The organism is Micromonospora sp. BL4 (genome assembly GCF_003667505.1).
Classification (GTDB): Bacteria; Actinomycetota; Actinomycetes; order Mycobacteriales; family Micromonosporaceae; genus Micromonospora.
In genome coordinates, this window is sequence record NZ_RCVJ01000189.1 from 1 (window position 1) to 26,029 (window position 26,029).

Below are 26,029 nucleotides of genomic sequence, written 5' to 3' on the forward strand. Positions count from 1 at the left end.
GGGCGGGGCGCCGGCCTGCGTGCCGGGGCCGGAGCGACGCTGCTGCCCGTGGCCGGCATCCTGGTCGCCCTGGCGGCCTGGTGGCTGATCGCCCGGCTGGAGCTGGTGCACCCGGCCGCCCTGCCACCGCCGGGCGACGTGCTCACGGCGTTCGTCGACAAGCCCGCCCGGATGCTGGAGCACACCTGGGACACCCTGTTGGAGATCGTGATCGGCTTCGCCCTGTCGGCGGCAGCCGGTGTCCTGATCGGGCTCTCCCTGGCCAGCTCCAGCACGGTGGAGCGGATGTTCACCCCGCTGCTGGTCGCCGTCAACGCGGTGCCCAAGATCACGCTGGGTCCGCTGCTGGTGGTCGCGTTCGGCTGGGGTCAGACGCCCATCCTGACCATGGTGTTCCTGCTCTGCTTCTTTCCGATCGTGCTCTCCACCGCGACCGGGCTGACCACGACCCCGGCCGACCTGGCGGAGCTGGTCCGCTCCTGGAACGCCTCGCGCTGGCAGGCCTTCCGCAAGGTGCGCTTCCCGGCCGCGCTGCCGCAGATCTTCGTCGGGCTCAAGGTGGCCATGCCGCTGGCCGCGATCGGCGCGGTGATCGGTGAGTTCCAGGCCGGCGAGAGCGGCCTGGGCTACGTCATCGTCCAGTACGCCGGCATCGGCGACACCCCCACCGCCTGGGCGGCGATCATGCTGGTGGCACTGGTGAGCATCCTGCTCTACTCGGTGCTGGTGCTGCTCGAGCGGATCTCCCTGCCCTGGGTCCGGGAGACCACCAGCAGCCGCTGACCCGGGACGCCACAAACAAGATCCACCCTCGGAAACGCGCAGGGCCGGCCCCCCAATGGAGGCCGGCCCTTTCCGTTCGCCGGTGACGCACCGGGTGTGGCCCACCCCGACCACGGCGGACCAGGCCGCGAGCAGAACCCCAGGTGCGAAGCGTCTACCCCGCCAAGCGCCAGCGCCCGTTGCGGGCGACGAGCGTGGTGAGCGCCTGGGGCATCAGCCCGGAGTGGTTGTCCGGCGTCATCCGGATCGGGCCGGAGAGGCCGTCCATCTGGGACGTCTCCAGCACGTCCCGGAGGCCGTCCCGGTCCACCTTGCCCGCCGGGCCGCCGGCACGCAGCTCGGCGTCCGCGATGAGCTGCATCGCGTCGGCGGCGAAGGACGAGGATCCGTTGTACCCGCCGAAACGCGCGGTGTAGTCCTGGAACCACTGCCGCCGGGCCGCCTTCGCCGGCGTCGTGGCGATCACGTCATCGATCACCATGGTCTGGGTGAAGATCAGCGTGGCCCGCTCGGTGGCCCGGGCCGCCGCGCCGAGGAAGAGATCGCCCGCCGCCCCCGGATCGAAGAAGAGCGACCCGCGGAAGGTGGTCTGCTGGGCGCTGGTGGCGGCCAGCGCCGCCTGCTCCGGCGGGGTCCAGATGACCAGCGCGTCGGGCTTGAGCTTCGCCAGCCGCCCGACCTGTTGCGAGACGTCGGTGTCGGTGGTCTTCACCGACTCCTCGCCGACCGGTTTGATGGTGGTCTTGGCCAGCTCCCGGCGGAGCGCGACCGCGCCCTCCCGGCCGTAGTCGTCGTCGGTGTGGAGCAGGCCCACCTTGCGGACGTTCTTGCGACGCAGTTCGGTGGTGAGTGCCGCGGCGCTGTCCGCGGCGTTCGGGCCCAGCTTGAACACGTATCGCCGTTCCGCGACCGGGCTGGCGATCGCACCGGAAGCGGCGAGCGCAATGGTGGGAATCCGCTTCTCGTTGATGGCCCCGACCGCGCCGACCGCGCATTCGTTGCAGCCGCCCATGATGATGGCGCTGACCCGGGAATCACCGCTGAAGTCGGCGATGTTGCGCAACGACTCGGCGGCGTCGGAACGGTTGTCCTTCCACTTCAGTTCGATCTTCCGGCCGTTCAGCGCGCCGGATGAGTTCAACTGGTCGCGCTTGAGTTCCAGGGCCCGTTGGTATGCCCGGCCGACCGGTGCGGCGGCGCCGGAGAGTTCGAGGTCCGCGGCGATCACGATCGGACTCGTGTCCTTGTCGTCCCCGCCGAACTGGCAGCCGGTGAGCGTGGTGGCAACTACGGCCGATGCGAGCGCCGCGATGGTCGCGGAGCGGATGGGGCTCAACTCAGTCCTCCAGGTGCGGGCGCGGGCGCTGCCCGGTCACCGCCGCTAATCCGTCCTCAGTGGAGGACGGTATCTCCTCTGCCGTACGGTGTGCGCGAAGCCTGCAAAACCTTGCCAATGGCCGGCGCTGTGGTCAAGCGCGGACGCGGGTCGCATTTTCGGGACGGCCATCCCACATGCTGGGGTAACGCAATGTTTGCAAAAGCTCACTTTGCATACACGCGCGACCACTCTGGAGTTACATGCCCTGTTCAGGGGCTTGCGGAAATGAAGGTATCAGTTGACCGGATCACGGGTTGCGCGCCGTCCGACCGTTTCCTACCCCACTGCGGCTTCCCAAAGAGGACCTTCTCTGATGAAATCGCGGCCGTGCCGCGCGTGGTCCCCTCCGCTGGCGGCACGGTTCGGCGGGTCAGGCGGGGAAGAAACGACGGAGGCGATGTCGTGAGCACCGGACCGACGACCCTGCCCGCGCTCGGCGACACCGCTCGGCCCACGCGCCGACGCATGCCGAGACTGCGCGACGCCCGGATCCGGTCCAAGCTGGCGCTGATCCTGGTCGTCCCGGTGGCGGCGGTGATCGCGCTGGCCACGGTCCGGCTGATCTCGGTTGGCGAGGGCGCCTTCGACGCCACCCGGGCGCGGTCGCTCACCGCGCTCTCCATCGACGTCAGCGCCCTGACCCAGGACCTCCAGGTCGAGCGGATGGCCGCGGCGGCCTACCTGGCCGCGCCGCAGCAGCCCGCCGACACGTACAACCTGCGGGTCCGCCAGACGCAGCAGCGGGTGGACGAGTACCGCGCCGAGCGCGGCCGGATCGGCGAGGTGCCGGCGGCCCTGCGGGACCGGTTGGCCGCGATCGACGAGCACCTGACCACGTTGGACGGCACCCGCCAGGAGGTGCTCGACCGCCGGCAGATGGCCGTCGCCGAGGCGGTGCTGCGGTACGGCGTCATCCTCACCGACCTGGTCGCCTACGGTGACGGGCTGGCCCAGCTGCCCGGCGAGGAGAGCCTGTCGGACAGCCGCCGGGCGGTCGCCGCGTTCGCCCGGGCCAAGGCCTCCGTCGCCGAGGAGGAGGCGGTCGCCTTCACCGCGCTGACCACCGGTCAACTCGACGAGGAGCAGTTCTCCTCCTTCGTCGCCACGCTGACCAGCCAGCAGGAGGCACTGGTCGCCTTCTCGCTCGCCGCGGACCCGGTGCAGCGCGCTCTGGTCGACAGCACCGTCTCCGGTGACGCCGTCGGCCTGGCCGACCGGGTGGCCACCGACATCACCCGCTCGGTGGGGCAGCGCCCGCTGGTCGGCGCCCAGGACGCCACCTCCGCCATCGGCGCGGTCCACGACCTGATGCGCTGGGCCGAGATCCAACTGCAGAACCGGCTGCTCGAGCAGGCCGACCAGGCGCGCTCGAGCGTCATCCGGCAGGCCGTGGTCGAGTCGGTGCTGGTGCTGCTGACCCTGATCATCGCCGTGTCGCTGGCCGTGGTGCTGGCCCGCTCGCTGAACCACTCGCTGCGCCGGCTGCGCGAGGGCGCGCTCTCGGTGGCCAACCACGACCTGCCCGACGCGGTGCAGCGGCTGCAGAACATGGGCAGCGTGGGCGACGGCGGGGTGGACGAGATCGTCCGTCAGGTCCGGGACCCGATCCGGCTCAACAGCCGCGACGAGGTCGGTCAGGTGGCGTTGGCCTTCAACGTCGTACACCGGGAGGCGGTGCGGGTCGCCGCCGAGCAGGCCGCGCTGCGTACCAGCGTCTCGGCCATGTTCCTCAACCTGGCCCGCCGCAGTCAGACCCTGGTCGACCGGATGATCGGCGAGCTGGACGCGATCGAGCGTGGCGAGGAGGACCCGAAGCGGTTGGCGCAGCTCTTCGAGCTGGACCACCTCGCCACCCGGATGCGCCGCAACGACGAGAACCTGCTGGTCCTGGCCGGCGCCGACTCCGCCGTACCGCGCCGCGACGACGCCCTGGTGGTGGACGTCCTGCGCGCCGCCCAGTCCGAGGTCGAGCTCTACAACCGCATCGAGTTCGGCACGGTGGACACCGACATCTCGGTGGCCGCGCACGCGGTCAACGACGTCGTACGCCTCGTCGCCGAACTGCTCGACAACGCCACCCGCTTCTCGCCGCCGAACACCACCGTGGTCGCCGACGGTCGCCGGATCCGCGACTACGTGCTGATCCAGATCGAGGACCGGGGGCTCGGCCTCAGCGACGAGCAGCTCGACTCGCTCAACCGGCGGCTGGCCGCGCCGCCGAGCGTCGACGTCGCCGCGTTCCGTCTGATGGGTCTGGCCGTGGTGAGCCGGCTCGCCTCCCGCTACGGGATCCGCGTCGAGTTGCGCCGCAACATGGAGGGCGGCACCGTTGCCCAGGTGACGCTGCCCGCCGCCACCGTCGTGCTGCCCACCAACCGGGGCCGCGAGCAGGTGCTGACCCGGCCACGCCAACCGATGGCGGTCGAGCAGACGCCGCTCACCCCGGTCAATCACGCCGAGCCGTTCGCCGGCGCCACCACCTCGGCGGCGACGCTGCCCGACCAGTGGCGGACCAGCACGCCGGCGCCGGCGACCTGGCCGTCACCGGTTGACGCCCGGAACACCGCCCCGGCCGTGCAGGCCGGCGGCTTCGCCGGGGCGCAGACGCCGGCGCCGCCCGCGCCGGCCCCGGTCGCTCCGGTGCCGCCGGCCCGGACCCCGTTCACCGGTGGGGGTGCCTCGGTGGGCAGCCCGACGGTGGCCTACCCGACCGTCGACCCGCTGCCCCGGCGTGGCTCGGGGGCGGACGCCACCGACGCGCGGAATGCGCCGGTGCTGCCGGTCGGGCCGGTCGCCGGCCCCGGTGCGGTCGCACCGCCGGCCGCGCCGCCGGTGCCGGCGCCGGTAACCAACCGGCCGGACTTCCCCGCCGAGGCGCCGATCTTCCGGGAGATGGAAGCGGTCTGGTTCCGGTCGCACGGCGACGACGCCACGGCGATCTTCACTCGGCCGAAGTTCGACTCGCCGCCACCTGCGGCCGGTGCCAGCTCGGCCGACGCCGGCCTGCGCTCGGGCGGCGGTCACTCGGCCGCCGCGTCCGCGCCGGCCGCGACGCCGGCCCGACCGAAACTGCCGACCCGTACCCCGGGCGGATCCGCCACCGACGGCACCGGAAACCCGGGCGCCGCGAGCACCGGTGGGCTCGGCGCCGCGAGCACCGGTGGGCTCGGCGCAGCGGCACCGCCGCCGCCGTCGTACAACCCGCCGCCGGCTGCCCGGCCCGCGCCGGCCACCCCGAGCGCGCCGGCCGCCCCGAGCGCTCCCGCAGCTCCGGCGACGGACCCGAGCGCCTGGCGGACCGCGGCGGACGAGGGCTGGTCCCGGGCGAGCCGTGCCGCCGAGCCGGCCGCCGCTGGTACGACCCGCTCGGGCCTTCCCAAGCGGGTGCCGCAGGCGCAGCTCGTGCCGGGCGGCATCGAACCGAAGGTCGGCCGGGACCGCAGCCGGCGGACCCCCGATGAAGTACGCGGTCTGTTGTCGGCCTACCACCGTGGCGTGCAGCGCGGACGGACGGCCGGTACGGACCTGAACAGCACCTCGACCAAGGAGAGCCGATGAACAGGCCAGCTGCCATGCAGGACATGGGTTGGCTGCTCACCAACTTCGCCGACAGCGTGGCGGGTATCGCCCACGTGGTGGCGGTGTCCGCAGACGGGCTGCTGCTCGCCTCCTCCCGGGACCTCCCGGGAGACCGGGCGGACCAGCTCGCCGCGATCACCTCCGGTGTGGTGAGCCTGACCGAGGGCGCGGCCCGCATGTTCAGCGCGGGCGGGGTGTTGCAGACCGTCATCGAGATGGACAGCGGCTACCTCTTCCTCATGTCGATCAGCGACGGCTCGTCGATGGCCGTGCTGGCCGCTCGCAGCTGCGACGTGGGTCAGGTGGGCTACGAGATGGCGTTGCTGGTCGAGCGGGTGGGTGCCGCGCTGGTGCCGCTGCCGCGCGACGCGGTGCGCTCGTAGCGACGGAACGACGGCGTGCCGACCGCGCGCAGGACCAGGGAGGGGAGGCGGTGTGGACCGGCTCCACGGGGGACGAGGAGGTGATCGGGGATGGACCAACGGCGCGCTGACCCGCGCGGCGCTCTGGTGCGTCCCTATGCGGTCACCCGTGGTCGTACCGAGCCCCGGCAGGACATCGCCCTCGAGGCGGTCCTCACGGCTTCTCCCACCCAGGTCGCAGAGTCCCGCTTCGCCGGGCATGACAAGCACCGAATCGCCACGGTCTGTGAGGGCCGTGCACAGTCGCTGGCGGAGATCGCCGCGTACACCCGGATGCCGCTCGGCGTCGCCCGGGTGCTGGTCGCCGACATGGTGGCCGAGAGCCTGCTGACGTTACACACTGCTGCTCCCGCCGAGGGGTTCGAGGAGCGGATGGAACTGCTTGGAAGGGTGCTAAGTGGACTTCGCAGGCTATGACCCCGCCGGGGGGCGGCCGAGCCGGGGAATCGTCTCCGCGAAGATCGTCGTCGCGGGCGGCTTCGGCGTCGGCAAGACGACGCTGGTCGGGTCGATCTCCGAGATCACACCGCTGACCACGGAGGCGGTGATGACCGCGGCCGGTGTCGGCATCGACGACCCGTCCAAGGTGCCGGGCAAGGAGACCACCACGGTCGCCATGGACTTCGGCCGTATCACCATGGCCCAGGACCTGATCCTGTACCTCTTCGGTACGCCGGGCCAGACCCGGTTCTGGTTCATGTGGGACGAGATCATCCGGGGTGCGGTGGGCGCCGCCGTGCTGGTGGACACCCGCCGGATCACGGATGCCTTCGCGCCCCTGGACTACTTCGAGAACCGCAACCTGCCGTACGTGGTGGCGCTGAACCGGTTCGACGACGCTCCCCAGTACGAGCTGGAGGAGGTCCGGGAGGCGCTGGCCATCTCGCCGCAGGTGCCGCTGGTGATGACCGATGCCCGGCAACGGGATTCGGTCAAGCAGGTGCTGGTGACGGTGGTCGAGCACGCCATGATCCGGCTTCAGGCCGAGCACGGCCGGGGCTTTCCCACGCCGGTCGGCTGATCCGACGCGGCCGGCGGCGCACACCGACCGGCCGCGCTGGTCAGTCGATCCGGAGCCGGTAGCCGCGCTTGACCACGGTCTGCACCACGCGGGGGGCGTGCAGGCCGGCCCGGAGTCGGGCCACGGCCATCTCCACCGCGTGCTCGTCGGCGCCCCGGGGCAGGGTCCGCAGCAGCGCGGTGCGGGACAGCACCCGGCCGGGGGACTGGGCCAGCGCACGCAGCACCGCCATCGGGGCGGGGGCGAGCGGGCGCAGCTCACCGTCGATCACCGCGGCGTGTCCGCGCAGGGTGAGCAGGTGTCCGCCGGCCTTGAGCGTCGTCGTCCGGCGGGGCAGTTCGTCGACGATGGTCCGCACCAGCGCGCCGAGCCGAGCCCGGTTCGGCGCGCTGACCGGCACCCCGAGCCGCAGCAGCGGCTCGGCGGTGACCGCGCCGACGCAGCTGGCCAGCACGTCGTCGCGCAGGGCGGAGAGCACCGCGTCGGTGCGGTCCCCGGCCGCCCGCAGCAGCGCCTCGACCGCCGGTGCCGAGGTGAACGTCACCGCGTCCACCAGTCGTCCGGCGATCAGGTCGACCAACCGGTGCAGGGGCGCCGGGTCGGTCGGCGGGGCCCAGCGGTAGACCGGCACCTCGATCACCGTGGCGCCGGCCGCTTCCAGCGCGAGCGTGCAGTCCGGCTGCCGCTCGCCGTGCAGCTGCATGGCGATCACCTGCCCGGCCACGCCGCGCCGCCGCAGGTGGTCGACCACCTCGTCGCAGCTCTCCGAGGCCGGCGACCACTGGTCGTGCAGCCCGGCGGCCCGGATCGCGCCGCGCGCCTTCGGGCCCCGGGCCACCACGTACGACCTGGCCAGCACCGAGCGCAGCGGCTCGGCCAGGCCCCAGCCCTCGGCGGCCTCCAGCCACCCGCGCATGCCGATGCCGGTGTTGGCCATCAGGATGTCCGGCGGCCGGTCCAGGCAGGCGCGGGTCGCCTCGCGCAGCTCGGTGTCGTCGGACAACGGCACGATCCGCAGTGCCGGCGCGAGGACCACCCGGGCGCCGCGTCGCTCGAGCAGCGCGGCCAGCTCGTCGCGCCGCCGGTCGGCGGTCACCCCGACGGTGAAGCCGGACAGTTCCGTACGCATCAGGCCTCCTGTCGCAGCCGCACCTCGACCAGCCCGTCCCGACAGCGCACGTCGTGCCGGGCCACGGCCACGCCGGGCCGGTCGAGGCATTGCCCGGTGCGCAGGTCGTACACCTGCTTGTGCAGCGGCGAGGCAACCGTCGGCACCACGCCGCGGCTGCCCACGATGCCCCGGGACAGCACGTACGCGTCGGCGACCGGGTCGTGGTTGTCGATGGCGAACAGCCCGTCCGCGGTCCGGAAGAGTGCCACCTGCACACCGTCGACGAGGGCGGCGACGCCCCGGTCGGGCTCCAGCCTGTCGAGCCGGCAGACCCGGGTCCAGGTCAGCGTGACGGTCGCGGTCATCGCCGTACCTCCGGCAGGCCCAGCGCCACCGGCTGTCGCCGTTGGTCGGTGTCGTCCGCTTCCCGTTCCCGGCCGTGCCGCTCTTCGCCCGGCGCTGTCGGCGGCGGAGCCCCACGCGCCGGCACCGGCTGGCCGCGCTCCAGTGCGAATCTGATCGACGGGTCGGGCACGTCCGGGGCGTTGACGAAGGACGTGAACCGGCGCAGCCGCTCCGGGTCGTTCAGCACGTCCCGCCACTCGTCGGAGTACGAGGCGACGTGCCGGGCCATCGCCGCGTCGAGGTCGGCGCAGAGCCCCAGCGCGTCGTCGACGATGACCGACCGCAAATGGTCGAGGCCACCGTCCATGGCCTCGATCCAGGCGGCGGTGCGTTGCAGCCGGTCGGCGGTGCGGATGTAGTACATCAAGAACCTGTCGATCAGCGAGATCAGCGCCTCTGTGGACAGGTCGGTGGCGAACAGGTCGGCGTGCCGGGGCCGGAAGCCGCCGTTGCCGCCGACGTACAGGTTCCAGCCGGTCTCGGTGGCGATGACGCCGAAGTCCTTGCTACGCGCCTCGGCGCACTCGCGGGCGCAGCCGGAGACCGCTGACTTGATCTTGTGCGGGGCGCGTAGCCCCCGGTAGCGCAGCTCCAGCGCGACGGCCAGGCCCACCGAGTCCTGCACCCCGTACCGGCACCAGGTCTCGCCGACACAGGACTTCACCGTACGCAGCGCCTTGCCGTACGCGTGGCCGGACTCGAAGCCGGCATCCACCAGCCGCCGCCAGATCTGCGGCAGCTGCTCCACCCGGGCTCCGAACAGGTCGATCCGCTGACCACCGGTGATCTTGGTGTAGAGGCGGAAGTCGCGGGCCACCTCGCCGATGACGATCAGCTTCTCCGGGGTGATCTCACCGCCGGGGATCCGGGGCACCACCGAGTAGCTGCCGTCGCGTTGCAGGTTGGCCAGGAAGTGGTCGTTGGTGTCCTGTAGCGACGCCTGCTCACCGTCGAGCACATGCCCGGCGCCCAACGAGGCGAGGATCGACGCCACCACGGGTTTGCAGATGTCGCAGCCGCGCCCCCGGCCGTGTTCGGCGACCAGCCGGGAGAAGGTGCGGATGCGGCGTACCCGGACGATCTCGAACAGTTCGCGCCGGCTGGCTTCGAAGTGCTCGCAGAGCGCGGTGGACTGCGCCACGCCGGCCGCGTCCAGGAGCTGCTTCAACATCGGCACGCAGGAGCCGCAGCTGGTGCCGGCCCTGGTGCACGCCTTCAACGCCGGCACGTCCGCGCAGCCACCGGCGATGGCGGCGTCCACGTCGCCCCGGGTCACCGCGTTGCAGGAGCAGACCTGGGCGGCGGCGGGCAGCGCGCCGGCGTCCGCGCCGCCGTCCGGCGCGAGCAGCGCCAGCGGGGCGGCCGGCAGCGGGCCACCCACGCTGGCCCGCAGCGTCGGGTACGCGCTGGCGTCACCGACCAGCACACCACCGAGCAGGGTGCGCGCGTCGTCGGAGAGGACCAGCTTGGCGTACACCCGGGTGGCGGGGTCGGTGAAGGTCACATCCAGGCAGCCCGGGGTCACGCCGTGCGCGTCGCCGAACGAGGCCACGTCGACGCCGAGCAGTTTCAGCTTGGTGGCCGTGTCCGCGCCGGGGAAGGTCGCCGCGCCGCCGAGCAACCGGTCGGCCACCACCTCGGCCGTCGCGTACCCCGGGGCGACCAGGCCGTGGCAGGTGCCGTCGACCGCCGCGCACTCGCCCACCGCCCAGATCCATTCGTCGGCGCTGCGACAGGTCTCGTCGACCAGCACCCCGCCGCGCGGACCCAGCGGCAGGCCGGCGGCCCGGGCCAGGTCGTCCCGGGGCCGGATGCCGGCGGCCACCACCACCAGTTCGGCCTCCACGATGTGGCCGTCGGAGAGTTCCAGGGCGGCGACCGAGCCGTCCGGGCCGGGCCGGATCGCGGTGGTGGCCACCCCGAGGTGGGTCCGCACGCCCAACTCCTCGACGTAGCGCCGGAGCATGGCGCCGCCGGCCGGGTCCACCTGCACCGGCATCAGCCGGGGCGCGAACTCGACCACGTCGGTGCGCAGTCCGAGCAGCCGCAGGGCGTTCGCCGCCTCCAGCCCCAGCAGCCCGCCGCCGATCACCGCGCCGGCCCGCCGGCCCCGGGCGTAGGCCCGGAGAGCCGCCAGGTCGTCGAGGGTGCGGTAGACGAAGACCCCGGGCAGGTCCGCGCCGGGCACCGGCGGCACGAACGGGTACGACCCGGTGGCCAGCACCAGCGCGTCGTACCGGTGTTCGCCGGTGGCCGTGCTGACCACCCGCCGCTCGCGGTCGATCGCGGTGGCCGGCTCGCCGAGGCGCAGCTGTACCCCGTCGTGCGGGGTGTGCAGGTTCAGCGCGTCCGCGTCCACGCCGTCGAAGAACGCCGAGAGCCGCACCCGGTCGTACGCCGGGCGGCCCTCCTCGGCGAGCACCGTCACCCGCCACCGCCCGTGCGGGTCGCGGGCCCGCAACGCGTCCACGAACCGCTGCCCGACCATGCCGTTGCCGATGACGACCAGATCGCCGCCGTTCATCGCGTCACCTCCACCGAATCCGCTTGGGACAGCCAGTCGACGATGCCGGCGACGGCGTCCCGGCAGCCGCCGCAGCCGGTGCCGGCCCGGGTCGCCGCCAGCACGGCGTCGACGCTCCGGGCGCCGGAGCGCCAGCAGCTCACCAGGGCGCCCTTGGTTACCGCGTTGCACTGGCAGACCGTGGCCGCGTCCGGCATCAGCGCCGGAGACGCGGCCGGTGCCGTGCCGGCGGCGCCCGAGGCCCGTCCCAGCAGCAGGGACCGCCGGTCGGCCGGAACGGGCTGACCCCGGTCGAAGAGCTGGATCACCGTGCCGATCGTCGGGTTGTCGCCGAGCAGGATCGCGCCGGTCAGCCGCTCGTCGCGGATGCGCAGCCGGGCGTACGTGCCCCGGGCCGGGTCGGTGAAGGTCAGCTCCTCGTCCGGACCGTCGCCGGTGGCGTCGCCCATCGCGGCCAGGTCGATCCCGGCCGCCTTCAGCCGGGTCACCGCCGGTCGAGGCCGGTACCGGGCCGGCGGCTCGGCGCCGCTGAGCACCTGGGCCAGCACCCCCGCCTGGGCCCAGGCGGGGGCGACCAGCCCGGTGAGGGTGCCGTCGTGTTCGGCGCAGTCGCCGATCGCCGAGATCCGCTCGTCGCTGGTGCGCAGCCGGTCGTCCACCACGACGCCACGACGCACGGCCAGGCCGGCTGCGGCGGCGAGCGTGGTGTCGGGGCGTACCCCGCAGGAGAGCACCAGCAGGTCGGCATGCAGCGACCGGCCGTCGGCCAGCGCGAGGCGGACGCCCGCGGCGTCCGCGGCCACGCCGGTCGCCGCCACCGCGAGCTGGATGGTGACGCCCAGGCCGGCCAGGGTGCCGGCGAGCACCGCGCCGGCCGCCGGGTCGAGCTGCCGTTCCATCAGGTGCCCGGTGGGGTGGACGACCGTGGTCGCCAGCCCCCGGGTGGCCAGTGCGCGGGCAGCCTCCAGGCCGAGCAGCCCGCCGCCGAGGACCAGCGCGCTGCGCGCGCCGTCGGCCACCGCGAGGATCCGTCGGCAGTCGTCCAGGGTGCGGAAGGGCACCACCCGGCGGGGCAGTTCCCCGTCCAGGCCGGGCAGCGGCGGCACCACCGCTCGGCTGCCGGTGGCCAGCACCAGGTGGTCGTAGCCGATCCGGTCACCGTCGGCGGTGCGGACCGTCCGTCCGGCCCGGTCGATGCCGGTCACCGGCACGCCGGGGCGCAGGTCGCCGCCGTGCCCGGCGGCCTCGGCCAGCGCCACGTCCCGCTCGCGGATCCGTCCGGCCAGCAGCGCGGAGAGCATGATGCGGTTATACGCCCGGTGCGGTTCCGCCCCGAGCACGGTCACCTTGCGGTCGCCGGCGCGGGCGTGCAGCTCGGCGGCGAGCCGCGCGCCGGCCATCCCGTTGCCGACGATCACCACGCGTTCGGTCATGCCCTCTCCACCCGCACGGCGCAGATCTTGAACTCGGGCATCCCGGAGATCGGGTCCACCGCGTCGTTGGTGACCGAGTTGGCCCGGGCGGCGCCCGGCCAGTGGAACGGCGCGAAGACGGTGTCCGGCCGGATGGTCGGGCTGACCCGGGCCGGGGCCTGTAGCTCGCCCCGCCGGGAGGTGACCCGCACCGGTTCCCCGTCGCCGATGCCGAGCCGGGCGGCCAGGTCGGGGTGCAGCTCGACGAAGGCGTCCCGGGCGGCCCGGCGCAGCGCGTCCACCCGCCGGGTCTGGGTGCCGGACTGGTACTGGGCGAGCACCCGGCCGGTGGTGAAGTGCAGGGGGTACTCGTCGCAGACCGGCTCGGCGGCGGGGCGGTGGTCCACCGGATGGAACCGGGCACGGCCGTCCGGGGTGGCGAACCGGTCGGTGAAGAGCCGAGGCGTGTCCGGCCCGTCCTCGGTGGGGCAGGGCCAGAAGACGCCGTCGGCGGCGTCGATCCGGGGCCAGCTGATCCCGGCGTAGTCGGCCGGCCCACCGGCGGAGGCGCGCCGCAGCTCCGCGAAGACCGCGGCCGGATCGGTCGGGAACCGGGATGCCGAGGTGCCGGTCGTCGCCGCTGTCGGCTCGGCGGCGGCCAACCGGGTCGCGAGGTCGGAGAGGATGGCCAGGTCGGTACGGACGCCCGGCGGGGGAGGGCGGAGCGCCCGTCGGCGCAGCACCCGGCCCTCCAGGTTGGTCATGGTGCCGTCCTCCTCGGCCCACTGCGCCGTGGGCAGCACCACGTCGGCCAGCGCGGCCGTCTCGGACAGCAGCAGGTCGGCCACGACCAGCAGGTCGAGCCCGCGCAGCCGGCGTTCGACGTGGGCCGCCCGGGGTGCGGACACCACCGGGTTGGAGCCGAGCACCAGCAGCGCCCGCGGCCCGCCCGGAGTGTCGAGCGAGTCGAGCAGTTGGTACGCCGGCACCCCCGGCCCGGGCAGCTCGTCGGCCGGTACGCCCCAGACCCCGGCGACGTGCTCCCGCGCGGCCGGATCGTCGATGCGTCGGTAGCCGGGCAACTGGTCGGCCTTCTGCCCGTGCTCCCGTCCGCCCTGGCCGTTGCCCTGGCCGGTCAGGCAGCCGTACCCGGAGCCGGGTCGGCCGGGCAGGCCGAGGGCGAGCGCGAGGTTGACGTACGCGGTGACGGTGTCGACGCCCTTGGCGTGCTGCTCGGCGCCGCGCGCGGTGAGGATGATCGCCCGTCCGGCGGTGCCCAGGGCCCGGGCGGTCGCCTCCAGGTCGGCCACCGGCACGCCGGAGAGCTGTTCCGCGCGGGCCGGCCACCAGGCCGCGACGCTGCGCCGGACCTCCTCGTAGCCGGTGGTCCGTTCCGCGACGTACGCCCGGTCGATCCAGCCCTCGGTGAGCGCGATGTGCAGCAGCGCGTTGGCCACCGCGAGGTCGGTGCCGGGCAGCGGTTGCAGGTGCAGGTCGGCCTGGCGTGCGGTGGCGGTGGCCCGTGGGTCGACCACGATCAGTCGGCCGCCGTTGCGGCGCTGCTCGGTCAGCCAGCGGACCAGTGGCGGCATGGTCTCCGCCGGGTTGGCGCCGACCAGCAGCAACGTGTCGGCCCGGCCCAGGTCGGCGAGGGGGAACGGCAGCCCTCGGTCGACGCCGAAGGCGCGCAGGCCGGCGGCCGCCGCCGAGGACATGCAGAACCGTCCGTTGTAGTCGATGTGCCGGGTGCGCAGCGCGACGCGGGCGAACTTGCCCAGCGCGTACGCCTTCTCGTTGGTGAGCCCCCCGCCGCCGAACACGGCGACCGCGTCGCGGCCGGACTCGGCCTGGACGGCGCGGATGCCGCTGACGATCCGTTGCAGCGCGGCGTCCCAGCTGGCGGGGCGCAGCTCGCCGCTGGCCGGGTCGCGCAGCAGCGGGGTGGTCAGCCGGTCGGGGTGGTCGAGCAGCTCGGCGGCGGTCCAGCCCTTCTGGCAGAGCCCGCCCCGGTTGGTGGGGAACTGGCGGGGGAGCACCGTCACCCCGTCGGCGTCCTCGCGCAGCACCATCCCGCACTGGAGCGCGCAGTACGGGCAGTGCGTCGCGACCTCCCGGGGCGAGGGCCCCGGTCGCGTTGTCGACCGTGCACCGTCTGTCATGTCGGGAAAGCGTGCCGTCGGGCGGTTTCCGGTCCGGGTCCCTTCTGTTTCGGTCCTGTCAAGTGGGCCTCACACCGCACCGGCGCGGAGGGCGCGTTTGCGGGACGGCGTTCGCGATCTAGAATGTGGGAAATGTGTCTCGATATGCGGGAGGGTGCGATGACTGTGGCGGACGCGTTCGACGCGGTGGCCGGCAGCTACGACGAAGCCCGTCGACGGCTGGTGCCCTGCTTCGACGCCTTCTACGGCACGGCCGTCCAGGTCGCCACGCCACCACTGCGCGACGCGCTCGCCGCCGGGCGCACCCCGGAGGTGCTGGACCTGGGCGCGGGCACCGGCCTGCTCTCGCTGCTGCTCGCTGCCGCCGTGCCGGGAGTGTGCCTGACCCTGGTGGACGCGGCGCCGGCGATGCTCGCCCGCGCCGCCGACGAACTGCACGCCCGGTCCGTGCCGCACCGCATGGTCCGGGCCGACCTGGCCGACCCGCTGCCGGCCGGCCGGTACGACGCGGTGGTCAGCGCCCTGGCGATCCACCACTTGGACGACGCCGGCAAGCAGGATCTGTACCGGCGGGCCGCCGACGCGCTGGTGCCCGGCGGGGTGTTCGTCAACGCCGAGCAGGTGGCCGGCCCGACCCCGGCTCTGGACCGGCGCTACGACGAGGTGTGGACCGCCCGGATCGCGGAGCTGGGTTCGCCTACCGAGGAGATCGCCGCCGCCCGGGAGCGGATGCGGCACGACCGGCCGGCGACCGTGGCCGACCAGTGCCGCTGGCTCACCGAGGCCGGCCTGGTCGACGTCGACTGCTACTTCAAGGAGTGGCGCTTCGCGGTGTTCGGCGGCCGGGCGACCGGTGCGGCACGCTGACGACCGCGACCCGCTGCCGGAATGTACGTTTCGACGCCGGTGGTGATCCGCCCGTCCACGAGGATGACTGATGGTCATACCGATGGGTAGTCTCACCGGCATGACTGCCAAGGTGACCCTGTCGTTCACAGACGAGACGATCGAGGAGGCCCGACGGTTCGCCAAGCGCGAGGGGCTGTCGCTCTCCGCGTGGATGGACCAGGCCGCCCGGGAGAAGGCGCTGCGCGAGGTCTTCACCGCGCACGCGGCCGCCGTGAGCCGCGCCGGCCTCGACCTCGAATCCGCCGCCCTCGCCGACGCCCGCGAGGTGGGCATGGTCGACGACCTGCTCTTCCGCGGCCGGCCGCGTGCTGCGTAGGGGTGAGGTCTGGCGCATCGAGGGCGCCCGGGAACGCCTCGGACTCGTGATCAGCTCGGACGTCTACAACTCCACCGACGTGCCCATCGTGATCGTGGTCGAGGTCGTGGAGGAGTCGCTGCTGCGGGACTCGCCGCTCGCCGTGTCGATGGGCCGCTACGTGGTGATGCCCGACCGGCTCTCCTCGCCGATGAAGAAGTGGTTCACCGATTGCGTGGACGTCGCCGACACCGACACCATGCTCCGGGTCGGTCGCGCGCTGCGCATCCTCCAGCAGCTCTGACCTCACCACCGCCGCCGGTCCGCGGTGCGGCCCTCGTTTCCGGGTCGACCCGCTCCGGGCACCGCCCGGTAATCCGGTGTTCCTAGCGTTCCCCCTCGTCACACCGACGAGGAGGAGCCGCAGTGCCCACGCTCACCAGCACCGCAGTCACCACCGCCCCGCCGGACGCCGCCGGCCGTCGGCGGGAGCTCGCCGACTGGCGCCCCGAGGACCCCGACTTCTGGCGGACGACGGGCGCGCCGATCGCCCGGCGCAACCTCTGGGTCTCGATCTTCGCCGAGCACGTCGGCTTCTCGGTGTGGAGCCTCTGGTCGGTGACCGTGCTCTTCCTCGGTCCCGAGTACGGCATCGACCCGGCCGGCAAGTTCCTGCTCACCGCCGTGCCGGCCGCGCTGGGCGCGGTGCTGAGGCTGCCGTACACCCTCGCGGTGGCCCGCTTCGGCGGCAGGCGGTGGACCATCGTCAGCGCGCTGCTGCTGCTGGTGCCCACCGTGCCGATGACGGTGCTGCTGGAGCCGGGCGTGTCGTACCCGACCCTGATGGTGCTGGCCTGCCTGACCGGGGTCGGCGGCGGCAACTTCGCCTCCTCGATGGCGAACATCAACCTTTTCTATCCGCAGCGGCTCAAGGGCCGGGCCCTCGGGCTCAACGCGGGCGGCGGCAACCTGGGCGTACCCGCGGTGCAACTGGTCGGACTGGCGGTGCTGGCCACCGCCGGGGCCGCGTACCCCCGGTTGGTGCCGGCGGTCTACCTGCCGCTGATCGTGCTGGCGGCGCTGGCGGCGGCCCGGTGGCTGGACACCGTCCCCGGGGCCCGGAACGAGCCCGGCGCGCTGCGCGCCGCGGCCCGCGACCCGCACACCTGGATCATGTCGGTGCTGTACATCGGCACCTTCGGGTCGTTCATCGGGTTCGGCTTCGCCTTCGGCCAGGTGCTCCAGCTCCAGTTCGCCGAACGCTTCCCCACCCCGGTCGACGCCGCCTGGCTGACCTTCCTCGGCCCGCTGGTCGGCTCGCTGATCCGGCCGCTGGGCGGGCACCTCGCCGACCGGCTGGGCGGGGCCCGGGTGACGTTCTGGAACTTCGTGGCGATGGCGGCCGGCGCGGGGACGGTCCTGTACGCGGCACGGGAGCACTCGTTCACGCTCTACCTGGCGGGTTTCCTCGCCCTGTTCGTCTTCTCCGGCGTCGGGAACGGCTCCACGTACAAGATGATCCCGGCGATCTTCCGGGCCCGGGCGGCGGAAGCGGTGTCCGACGGGCGGTGCGATCCGGTGGCCGCCGCGAGCTGGGCCCGGCGGATGACCGGCGCGCTGATCGGCGTCGCGGGAGCGGTGGGCGCTTTCGGCGGGGTGCTGGTCAACGTCGCGTTTCGCCAGTCGTTCCTGACCTCCGGCACGGCCGACGCCGCGTATCTGGCGTTCATCGGGTGGTACGCCCTCTGCGTCGCGATCACCTGGGTCGTCTACCGCCGGCGGGGGGCGGCCCGCCTGGCCGGCGTGTGAGCTGTGCCATGATGGGTCCGTGCTGGCACGCGCGGCCGTACCCCCGTTTTGACCTGCTGACGGGGCGCCGGGTATCGTTGCCTGCTGTTGTACGACATCCAGAGGCGTGCCCTATCAGGTACGCTTGGTCGTTCGTGCGCGCTGGTCCGGCCTGCAAGATCTGGTCACCTCGGCGCGCGACCCCAGACCGACGACGAGACAAGGTAGACCTGTGCGTACGTACAGCCCGAAGCCGGGTGAGATCGAGCGTCAGTGGCACGTCATCGACGCCTCTGATGTCGTGCTGGGCCGCCTGGCCACCCACGCCGCCACGTTGCTGCGTGGTAAGCACAAGCCGACTTTCGCGCCGCACGTCGACACGGGCGACTTTGTCGTCATCGTGAACGCGGGCAAGGTTGCGCTGACCGGCAACAAGCGCCAGACCAAGGTCGCTTACCGCCACTCCGGTTACCCGGGTGGTCTGAAGCAGATCGGCTACGAGGAGCTGCTGACCAAGCGCCCCGAGCGGGCCATCGAGCTGGCTGTGAAGGGGATGCTCCCGCACAACAAGCTCGGCCGTCAGCTGATCAAGAAGCTGAAGGTCTACGCCGGTGCCGAGCACCCGCACGGCGCGCAGCAGCCGATGCCGTTCGAGATCAAGCAGATCGCGCAGTGAGCGCGGGCGAAGGAAGCAGCATGACCGACATCACCGAGACCGAGGTTGCCCCGGAAGCCCCCGAGGCCACCGAGGCGCCGGCGCCCGTCGCCCGCGCGCCTCGTGGTGACCGGCCGATCCAGACCGTGGGCCGCCGCAAGGAGGCCATCGTCCGGGTCCGTATCGTCCCGGGCACCGGCAAGATCACCTGCAACGGCCAGGACCTCGAGGCCTACTTCCCGAGCAAGGTGCACCAGCAGCTCATCAAGGACCCGCTGGTCACCGCCGAGAAGCTCGAGCAGTTCGACGTCATCGCCAACCTGCGTGGCGGCGGCACCACCGGGCAGGCCGGTGCGCTCCGGCTGGGCATCGCCCGCGCGCTGATCGTCAACGAGCCGGACGACCGCCCGGCCCTCAAGAAGGCCGGCTTCCTCACCCGGGACGCCCGGGTCAAGGAGAGCAAGAAGTACGGCCTCAAGAAGGCCCGTAAGGCTCCCCAGTACTCGAAGCGCTGATCTTTTCCAGCGCGTTGTACTTCTGACGGACGGCCGGTCCGCCTCCCCTCGACCGGGGAGGTGGGCCGGCCGTTCCGCTTTCTCCTCATCAGTGGTGCTCATCGGAGGTTGGCGGGTATGGGTCGGTTGTTCGGCACGGATGGCGTACGCGGGCGGGCGAACGCGGATCTCACCCCCGAGTTGGCGCTCGCGCTCGCCGTGGCCGCCGCGCACACTCTCGCCGAGACGGACCGCAGTCATCCGCCGCTCGCCGTGGTCGGCCGGGACACCCGGGCCAGCGGCGAGATGCTGGAGGCCGCCGTGGTGGCGGGTCTGACCAGCGCCGGCGCCAACGTGGTGCGGGTCGGTGTGCTGCCCACCCCGGCGGTCGCGTACCTCACCGCGGAGGCCAAGGCCGACCTCGGTGTGATGCTCTCCGCGTCACACAACCCGATGCCGGACAACGGGATCAAGCTCTTCGCCGCCGGGGGGCACAAGCTGCCCGACGAGATCGAGATGAAGATCGAGGCGGCGGTCGAGGCGAACGCCACCACCGCCTGGGACCGACCGATCGGCGCGGGCGTGGGCCGGGTGCACGACCTGCTCGACGGCGCCGACCACTACGTCCAGCACCTGGTCGGCACCGTGCCGCACCGGCTCGACGGGATCAAGGTCGTGGTCGACTGCGCCAACGGCGCCGCCGCCGAGGTCGCCCCGGTCGCCTACCGGGAGGCCGGCGCCGAGGTCATCGCGATCCACGCCGAGCCGGACGGCCTGAACATCAACGACGACTGCGGCTCCAACCACATCGAGGCGCTGCGGGCGGCCGTGGTCGAGCACGGCGCCCACCTGGGTATCGCCCACGACGGCGACGCCGACCGCTGCCTGGCGGTCACCGCCGACGGTGACGAGGTCGACGGCGACCAGCTGATGGCGATCCTCGCGCTGGCCATGCGGGACGCCGGCACGCTCACCCAGGACACTCTGGTGGCCACCGTGATGAGCAACCTCGGGCTGCGGCTCGCCATGTCCGCCCAGGGCATCCGGCTGGTCGAGACGAAGGTCGGCGACCGGTACGTGCTGGAGGAGCTGCGCGCCTCCGGGCTGGCGCTCGGCGGCGAGCAGAGCGGCCACATCGTCATGCCCGCGCACGCCACCACCGGCGACGGAGTGCTCACCGGCCTGCACCTGATGGCCCGGATGGCGGCCACCGGCCAGTCCCTGGCCGAGCTGGCCTCGGTCGTCACCAAGCTGCCCCAGGTGCTGATCAACGTGCCGGTGGGTGACCGCACCGTCGGCGCGGCCGCGCCGGCCGTCCGCGCCGAGGTCGAGCGGGCCGAGGCGGAGCTGGGCGAGACCGGGCGGGTGCTGCTGCGCCCGTCGGGCACCGAGCCGCTGGTCCGGGTGATGGTCGAGGCGGCCACCGAGGCGACCGCCCGCGAGGTCGCCGAGCGCATCGCGGAGCAGGTCCGCACCGCCAGCCCGGTCGGCTGAGGCCGCTACCCGGCGGCGTCACAACCGCAGTCGGGCGGCCCGCTCGTACGTGTCGGCGGGGTCCTCGCCGTCGGTGAGGTCGAGGTCCTCGACCATGCTGCCGTCACCGAGCCGGACCAACCGGTCGCAGCGGGCCGCGATCGACCGTTCGTGGGTGGCGAGCAGGATCGTCATGCCGTGCCGCTCCCGCAAATCGAGCAGCAGGTCGAGGATCTGGGCGCTGGTGGTCGAGTCGAGGTTGCCGGTGGGCTCGTCGGCCAGCAGCAGCCCGGGGGCGCCCATCAGCGCCCGAGCGATGGCGACCCGCTGCTGCTCGCCACCGGAGAGCTGCGCCGGCATCGCCCGCTCCCGTCCGGCGAGGCCGACCCCGTCGAGCAGCTCGCGGGCCCGGGTCGCGTGGTCGGCCCGGCCGCGTTGCGGCAGCACCGGGGCGATCACGTTGTCCAGCACGGTCAACGCGGGCAGCAGGTGGTAGCGCTGGAAGACGAACCCCACCCGCTGCCGGTACCGGGCCAGCGCGGTGCGGCGCAGCGCCGTGATCTCCATGTCGTCGACCATGATGGTGCCGCTGTCGGCCTGTTCGATGGCGCCGATCAGGTGCAGCAGGGTCGACTTGCCCGAGCCGCTGGGGCCGGTCAGTGCCACCACCGACCCGGCCGTGATCTCCAGCGAGACGTCGTCGACCGCGGTCAGCCGCTCTGCTCCGGTGCGGAACTGCCGGGTCAGCCCGAGGGTCCGGACCGTGCTGCCCGTCGTTGCCTCCATCGTCACTCCTCTGCCAGTAGCCGTGCGGTCGGGAGCCGGCGCAGCAACGCGGCCGGCACGAGCGCCGCCAGACAGGTGACCAGAACACCGACGAGCGCCACCGCGGCGGCGACCAGGACCAGGGCGCTCGGCAGGCCACCGACCAACCAGGCGGCCCCGGCGAGCCCGAGCCCGGCGCCGGCCACCGCCCCGAGCGCACCGATGAGGAGTCCTTCGTAACCCACCAGGCGGCCCAGCGCGGCGTCCGTCCAGCCGACCGCGCGCAGGGTGGACAACTCCGCGGCGCGGTCCCGGACGTTCAGGTACAGCACGTCGGCGACGGCGCCCGCGCCGAGCAGGACGGTGACGACCGCGGCCAGGGTGTCCGCACCCCGGACGTTCAGCGAGATGGTGTCACCGAGCAGGCTGCCGACGATCGCGCCGCGGAAGGCGTAGGCGGCGGCGCTGACCAGGGTGAGCGCCGCCAGCCCGATGGCCAGCGCGGCCGCCCCGAGCAGGGTGCGCCCGGGCGTGCGGACCACATTGGACAGCGCCAGCCCGAACAGGCCGCGGGGCCGTCGTACCCAGCGGGCCGGGGCCACCAGCGGTCGCAGGGCGGCGGCCGGGTGGGCGCCCGCGGCACGCAGCGCCGGGACCAGGCCCGCCACCAGCGCCAGCAGGAGAGCCACCGGTACGGCGAGCACCGCCTGACGCCAACCGATCCCGATGTCCAGCGCGGCGGCCAGGGGGAACGCCAACCCCAGGGCGAGCAGGCCGGCGGCCAGCCCCAGCGCGGCCACCTCGCCGAGGACCAGCGCCGCGATCCGACGGGCTGGCCAGCCCAGGCAGGCGAGCACGGCCAGCTCGCGGCGCCGGTCCCGGACGGCGGCGGACACGGCGTTGCCGAGGAACAGCCCGCAGACCACCAGCACCAGCCCGAACAGCACGAGGCTCTTGCGGTCGACCGCCTTGGTGATGACCGACGCGACCCCGAGCGCGGACCACGGCTCGGTGAGCCGCAGCTCGGGCCGGCCGAACGAGCCCGCCGGCAGCTCCACGGTCTGCGGGGCGGGAGACGAGCCGAAGGTGAGATCGACGTCCAGCCCGGTCGTGTCGGCGATCCGCTCGGCGACGAGCCGGACCCGCTCGGCGGACCGGTCGGTGTAGCCGGCGACGTCCGCGACCCGGACCCGGATCGCGCTGATCGGCGCTGTCCGGGTGGGGGTGGCGTCGCCCGCGAACAGCTTCGGCACCGCAGCCAGGCTGGTGAGCATCAGCGGTGGCGAGGAGAGGTAGCCCGCCGGGTTTCCGCTCGGCTCCAGCGGCCGACCGCCCAGCGCCTGGCGGCTGGGTTCGTCGGCACCGTCGGTGCGGGGCGGTTCGTAGGTCTCCAGTGGCACGCGGGACAGGTCGCTGAACCCGCTCAGCTTCTCCGGATCGAAGATGCCGACGGTCCGCCAGGTCCGGACCTGGAGGCGCGCGCCCGACGGCGACTGAGGAAGCGCGGTCACCGGGCGGAAGCCGTTGTCGTCGGCCAGCCATGGACGGGAGCGGAAGTTGAGATCGTTCTCGCCGCCGTAGAGCGCGTCATCGAACGGTGGTCGCGCGACGGCGCGGAGAGTTCCGTCGGGGAGCCGCTCGTACTCCGGTGCGCCCGCCTGAATGATCGTCTGTAAATCACCTGTGCAACAGCCGGTCTTGGAGATCCCCTCGGCCAGCAGGTCGCGGTACCCGTCGGTCAGCGCGTACTCCTCGGTCCCGACCCCGAGCCCGGTGGCGCTGCCCAGCGTCCGCTCCAACTCGTCGACCGACAGCCCCGCGGGTCGCGCCTGCGGCAGCCGGGTGAGGGCGGACCGCACGGAGACGTCGAGGTAGGGACGGCTGGTGCTCAACACCGGGACCGACCGCTCGGTCACATAGGGCCCGGGAGAGGTCTCGGTGGCCGTGTCGTCGAGCCGGAGCGAGCGGCCCTCGGTCACCGAGTCGTCCAGGCCGACGAGGCGCTGTTCCGCGTCGGGATCGACCGCCGCCAGCAGGAACGGCACCGTCACCCGGTAGGTGACCACCAGTTGGTCGGTGACGACGCGTTCGGCGCGGCCGGGGAACCACCGGTTCGCCTCGAAGCGCCCGTCGGGCAGGAGCCGGACGGTGTCGACGCTCCAGTCCTCCCGTTCGGACGAATGCCCCGCGTTCCCGGACCTTGCCGCCAGGCGCGGGTCGCAAATCGGTTCGCTTCGTCCATCGGGGAGCACCTCCCGTGGGACCTGCCCGCAATAGTCGTCCTGCTTGTACGTCTTGCCGTCCGAGTACGGCTGCAAGGAAGCGTTCACGTCGCCGCCCCATTCGGGATAGAGCAGCGGGCGCTTGGTCACGTACACGTAGCGCGGGCTGCTGGCAGCGGTGGAAAGCCCTCGTTCGGCGGTGAAGGTGGGGTTGAGCCGGATGACCTGCTGCTCCAGCGAGGGGTCGACCGCGCTGGTCACATCGAATTGGACCGGCACCGTCGAGGTCGAATAGCCGAGCATGGCGATCGGCGCGGCGACGTCGATGCCGGCGAGCCCCTTCACCTGCTCGTACTGCGCGGGGGTGATGCCGCCGAAAAGGCCGGAGAGGTAGTTTGGGCGGACCAGCCCGCGCTCGGCCTCAAGCGGCGTGCGGGCCCCCTTGGGGCGGACCAGGATGTCGTAGGCGGCTCGGGTGTTGCGCTCCACCGCGCCGGTGACGTCGAGGCGGGAGGTGGTGGTGGCGCCGGTCAGGACGACGAAGCCGGTGGTCGCCACCAGCACCCCTGCCAGCAGCGCCACCGACCGCCCGGCACGGCCGCGTAGCTGCCCCCAGATGAACCCCAGCATGTCGCGCCTCCCCGTGTGCCACCTCACACTCTGCGCGTTACATTGTCACAATGCAAGACCTGGTCCGGTCGACCAGTGGAATCGGAGGAGACGGTGGCGATCCAGCACGCGGTCCTGGCACTGCTCGCGCGCGGCCCGAGCTACGGCTACGAGCTGAAAGGCGCCTTCGAGGCCACCACCGGTCCACAGTGGGGGCCGCTCAACATCGGCCACCTCTACCAGATCCTCGACCGGCTCTCCCGGGACAGCCTGGTGGTCGCCGAGCGGCAGGCCCAGCAGGTCAAACCCGACCGGGTGGTCTACCAGATCACTCCCGATGGCCGGGCCGAACTCGACCGATGGCTCAACGAGCCGAGCCCCCGCAGCGGCGGCTTCCGGGACGACTTCTTCCTCAAGGTCACCGCTGCCGCCCGATCGGGCTCCGCGCAGACCGTCCGCACCGTGCTGAGCAACCAACGCGGGCACCTGCTCCGCGAGCTGCGCAACCTCGACGGGCTGCGCCGCAAGGCCGCTGACCCGGTGGTCGGGCTGCTGCTCGCCGCAGCGAGCCGGCACGTCGAGGCCGACCTCGCCTTCGTCGATGATGCCGAGGCGGTGCTGCTGGCCGACAGTGGTGCGCTGCTCGCCACCCTGGCGGTCACACCGTCGCAGATCTCGGCGTCCGCCGCCGACGCCGCGCCGCCCCCGCGGGCGGACGACGCCGGACCGGCCCGCGCGGCCGGCTGACCCCAACGGTCAGTGCAGCCCGCGCTGCCCGCGCAGCCGGGTGACCGCCTCGGTCAGTGCCGCCCGTGCAGCCCGCGCAGCCGGGTGACCGCCTCGGTCAGCACCTCCGGACGCTTGCAGAAGGCGAACCGGACCAGCCGCCGGCCCGCCTCCTGATCGTCGTAGAAGACCTGCGTCGGCACGGCCACCACGCCACACCGCTCCGGCAGCGAACGGCAGAACTCCACGCCGTCCCGGCCGCCGAGGGCGGTGACGTCGGCGGTGACGAAGTACGTGCCCTCCGGGGCCAGCACCTCGAACCCGGCGTCGGTGAGGCCACCGACGAGCTGGTCACGGCGCTGCTGAAGCCCGTCCCGGAAGCCGGTGAAGTAGTCATCCGGCAGCGCCAGCGCCACCGCGACCGCCGGTTGCAGCGGTGCGGCGTTGACGAAGGTCAGGAACTGCTTCACCCGCAGCACCGCCGAGACCAGCGCCGCCGGACCGCTCACCCAGCCGACCTTCCAACCCGTGCAGGAGAACGTCTTGCCGGCCGAGGAGATGCGCAGCGTCCGCTCCCGCATGCCGGGCAGGCCGGCCAGCGGCACGTGCGGGCTCGCCGCGTCGGTGAAGACCAGGTGCTCGTACACCTCGTCGGTGACCGCGTACGCGCCGTGCTCCTGGCACAACTCGGCGATGAGCGTCAGCTCGGCCGGGGTGAAGACCTTGCCGGTGGGGTTGTGCGGCGAGTTCAGCAGTACCAACCGGGTGCGGGGGCCGAACGCCGCGCGCAGCGCCGCCGGGTCGAAGGCGTACCGGCCGTCGGCGGCGGGACGCAACGTGACCGGCCGCCGGACCGCGCCGGCGAGTGCGATCGAGGCGGCGTACGAGTCGTAGTACGGCTCGAAGCAGACCACCTCGTCGCCCGGCTCACAGAGGGCGAGGATGCTGGCCGCGACCGCCTCGGTGGCGCCTGCGGTGATCACGATCTCGCTGTCCGGGTCGTACGCCAGGTCGTGGAACCGCCGCTGGTGGGCCGCGACCGCCGCACGCAGGGCGGGGATCCCCGGACCGGGCGGGTACTGGTTCTGCCCGCCGCGCAGCGCCTCGGCCGCGGCGGCCAGCATCTCCGGTGGGCCGTCGGTGTCCGGGAAGCCCTGGCCGAGGTTGACCGCCCCGGTCCGTACGGCGAGGGCGGACATCTCGGCGAAGATCGTCGTGCCGAACGGCCGCATCCGGGCCACCAGCGGGTCGACATCGGTGCTCGTCGTCACCTGCGCCAGCCTACGGGCACCCGTGGGC

At 73.1% G+C, this 26,029-nt stretch carries 22 protein-coding genes; 13 read left to right on the top strand and 9 right to left on the bottom strand.

Annotated elements, in window-relative coordinates:
* The first annotated feature begins 15 nt into the window (after positions 1 to 15).
* A complete protein-coding gene (locus EAD89_RS25205; protein WP_233579103.1) occupies positions 16 to 783 on the top strand; it encodes an ABC transporter permease in 768 nt (255 codons plus the stop codon).
* A gap of 154 nt (positions 784 to 937) precedes the next feature.
* Here the strand turns inward: EAD89_RS25205 and EAD89_RS25210 are convergent, their stop codons facing one another.
* Positions 938 to 2,119 (bottom strand): ABC transporter substrate-binding protein, encoded by a 1,182-nt coding sequence (locus EAD89_RS25210; RefSeq protein WP_121652500.1) that lies wholly within the window; start codon positions 2,117 to 2,119, stop codon positions 938 to 940.
* Positions 2,120 to 2,563: 444 nt separating this feature from the next.
* Between EAD89_RS25210 and EAD89_RS25215 the strand changes: the two genes are divergently transcribed.
* From EAD89_RS25215 to EAD89_RS25230, 4 genes are all read left to right on the top strand, one after another.
* Entirely contained in the window at positions 2,564 to 5,719 is a 3,156-nt protein-coding gene (locus EAD89_RS25215) for a sensor histidine kinase (protein WP_121677444.1), read from the top strand.
* Positions 5,716 to 6,123: a roadblock/LC7 domain-containing protein gene (locus EAD89_RS25220; RefSeq protein WP_007465177.1), complete on the top strand. Its 408-nt coding sequence runs from the start codon at positions 5,716 to 5,718 to the stop codon at positions 6,121 to 6,123. The genes EAD89_RS25215 and EAD89_RS25220 overlap by 4 nt, the downstream gene beginning before the upstream one ends.
* Positions 6,124 to 6,213: 90 nt before the next feature.
* Positions 6,214 to 6,579: a DUF742 domain-containing protein gene (locus EAD89_RS25225; RefSeq protein ID WP_007465174.1), complete on the top strand. Its 366-nt coding sequence runs from the start codon at positions 6,214 to 6,216 to the stop codon at positions 6,577 to 6,579.
* Positions 6,560 to 7,183 carry an ATP/GTP-binding protein gene (locus EAD89_RS25230; RefSeq protein ID WP_121653909.1) on the top strand — a complete coding sequence of 208 codons (624 nt, stop codon included), beginning with the start codon at positions 6,560 to 6,562 and terminating at the stop codon, positions 7,181 to 7,183. Before EAD89_RS25225 ends, EAD89_RS25230 begins: the two co-directional genes overlap by 20 nt.
* 40 nt (positions 7,184 to 7,223) lie before the next feature.
* On the opposite strand, the gene EAD89_RS25235 is transcribed toward EAD89_RS25230, so the two are convergent.
* From EAD89_RS25235 to EAD89_RS25255, 5 genes are read right to left on the bottom strand one after another with little or no spacing between them, the layout of a single operon-like run.
* Entirely contained in the window at positions 7,224 to 8,312 is a 1,089-nt protein-coding gene (locus EAD89_RS25235; RefSeq protein WP_121677445.1) for a uroporphyrinogen-III synthase, read from the bottom strand.
* Complete coding sequence (gene nirD, locus EAD89_RS25240; protein WP_121677446.1) at positions 8,312 to 8,659, bottom strand: nitrite reductase small subunit NirD; 348 nt, start codon at positions 8,657 to 8,659, stop codon at positions 8,312 to 8,314. Before nirD ends, EAD89_RS25235 begins: the two co-directional genes overlap by 1 nt.
* Complete coding sequence (gene nirB / locus EAD89_RS25245) at positions 8,656 to 11,223, bottom strand: nitrite reductase large subunit NirB (protein ID WP_121677447.1); 2,568 nt, start codon at positions 11,221 to 11,223, stop codon at positions 8,656 to 8,658. Before nirB ends, nirD begins: the two co-directional genes overlap by 4 nt.
* Positions 11,220 to 12,656 (bottom strand): FAD-dependent oxidoreductase, encoded by a 1,437-nt coding sequence (locus EAD89_RS25250; protein ID WP_121677448.1) that lies wholly within the window; start codon positions 12,654 to 12,656, stop codon positions 11,220 to 11,222. The genes nirB and EAD89_RS25250 overlap by 4 nt, the downstream gene beginning before the upstream one ends.
* Positions 12,653 to 14,794, bottom strand: coding sequence for a molybdopterin oxidoreductase family protein (locus EAD89_RS25255; protein WP_121677449.1), 2,142 nt, complete (start codon positions 14,792 to 14,794; stop codon positions 12,653 to 12,655). The genes EAD89_RS25250 and EAD89_RS25255 overlap by 4 nt, the downstream gene beginning before the upstream one ends.
* 159 nt (positions 14,795 to 14,953) lie before the next feature.
* Between EAD89_RS25255 and EAD89_RS25260 the strand changes: the two genes are divergently transcribed.
* The 7 genes from EAD89_RS25260 (at position 14,954) to glmM (ending at position 20,429) form a co-directional block, all read left to right on the top strand.
* Entirely contained in the window at positions 14,954 to 15,661 is a 708-nt protein-coding gene (locus EAD89_RS25260) for a methyltransferase domain-containing protein (protein WP_121677465.1), read from the top strand.
* 70 nt (positions 15,662 to 15,731) lie between these two features.
* A complete protein-coding gene (locus EAD89_RS25265; protein WP_121653902.1) occupies positions 15,732 to 16,019 on the top strand; it encodes a DUF6364 family protein in 288 nt (95 codons plus the stop codon).
* Positions 16,009 to 16,302 carry a hypothetical protein gene (locus tag EAD89_RS25270; RefSeq protein WP_074314529.1) on the top strand — a complete coding sequence of 98 codons (294 nt, stop codon included), beginning with the start codon at positions 16,009 to 16,011 and terminating at the stop codon, positions 16,300 to 16,302. Before EAD89_RS25265 ends, EAD89_RS25270 begins: the two co-directional genes overlap by 11 nt.
* 122 nt (positions 16,303 to 16,424) lie before the next feature.
* Positions 16,425 to 17,807, top strand: a complete 1,383-nt coding sequence (locus EAD89_RS25275) for a NarK/NasA family nitrate transporter (RefSeq protein WP_121677450.1) — start codon at positions 16,425 to 16,427, stop codon at positions 17,805 to 17,807.
* A 211-nt stretch (positions 17,808 to 18,018) separates the two neighbouring features.
* Positions 18,019 to 18,462, top strand: coding sequence for a 50S ribosomal protein L13 (rplM, locus tag EAD89_RS25280; RefSeq protein WP_121653900.1), 444 nt, complete (start codon positions 18,019 to 18,021; stop codon positions 18,460 to 18,462).
* A gap of 20 nt (positions 18,463 to 18,482) precedes the next feature.
* Complete coding sequence (rpsI, locus tag EAD89_RS25285) at positions 18,483 to 18,956, top strand: 30S ribosomal protein S9 (protein ID WP_121653899.1); 474 nt, start codon at positions 18,483 to 18,485, stop codon at positions 18,954 to 18,956.
* Between the two features lie 117 nt (positions 18,957 to 19,073).
* Positions 19,074 to 20,429, top strand: coding sequence for a phosphoglucosamine mutase (gene glmM / locus EAD89_RS25290; protein ID WP_121653898.1), 1,356 nt, complete (start codon positions 19,074 to 19,076; stop codon positions 20,427 to 20,429).
* Positions 20,430 to 20,447: 18 nt separating this feature from the next.
* Here the strand turns inward: glmM and EAD89_RS25295 are convergent, their stop codons facing one another.
* Together EAD89_RS25295 and EAD89_RS25300 are read right to left on the bottom strand one after the other, a co-directional pair.
* A complete protein-coding gene (locus EAD89_RS25295) occupies positions 20,448 to 21,194 on the bottom strand; it encodes an ABC transporter ATP-binding protein (protein WP_121653897.1) in 747 nt (248 codons plus the stop codon).
* A gap of 2 nt (positions 21,195 to 21,196) precedes the next feature.
* Positions 21,197 to 24,025: an FtsX-like permease family protein gene (locus tag EAD89_RS25300; RefSeq protein ID WP_121677451.1), complete on the bottom strand. Its 2,829-nt coding sequence runs from the start codon at positions 24,023 to 24,025 to the stop codon at positions 21,197 to 21,199.
* Between the two features lie 75 nt (positions 24,026 to 24,100).
* Here EAD89_RS25300 and EAD89_RS25305 point away from each other — a divergent pair, with 75 nt between their 5' ends.
* Positions 24,101 to 24,751 carry a PadR family transcriptional regulator gene (locus EAD89_RS25305; protein WP_158610773.1) on the top strand — a complete coding sequence of 217 codons (651 nt, stop codon included), beginning with the start codon at positions 24,101 to 24,103 and terminating at the stop codon, positions 24,749 to 24,751.
* 53 nt (positions 24,752 to 24,804) lie between these two features.
* Here the strand turns inward: EAD89_RS25305 and EAD89_RS25310 are convergent, their stop codons facing one another.
* On the bottom strand, positions 24,805 to 26,001 hold the full coding sequence (locus EAD89_RS25310) for a pyridoxal phosphate-dependent aminotransferase (RefSeq protein WP_121677453.1): 1,197 nt from the start codon (positions 25,999 to 26,001) through the stop codon (positions 24,805 to 24,807).
* Between the last annotated feature and the right edge of the window lie 28 nt (positions 26,002 to 26,029).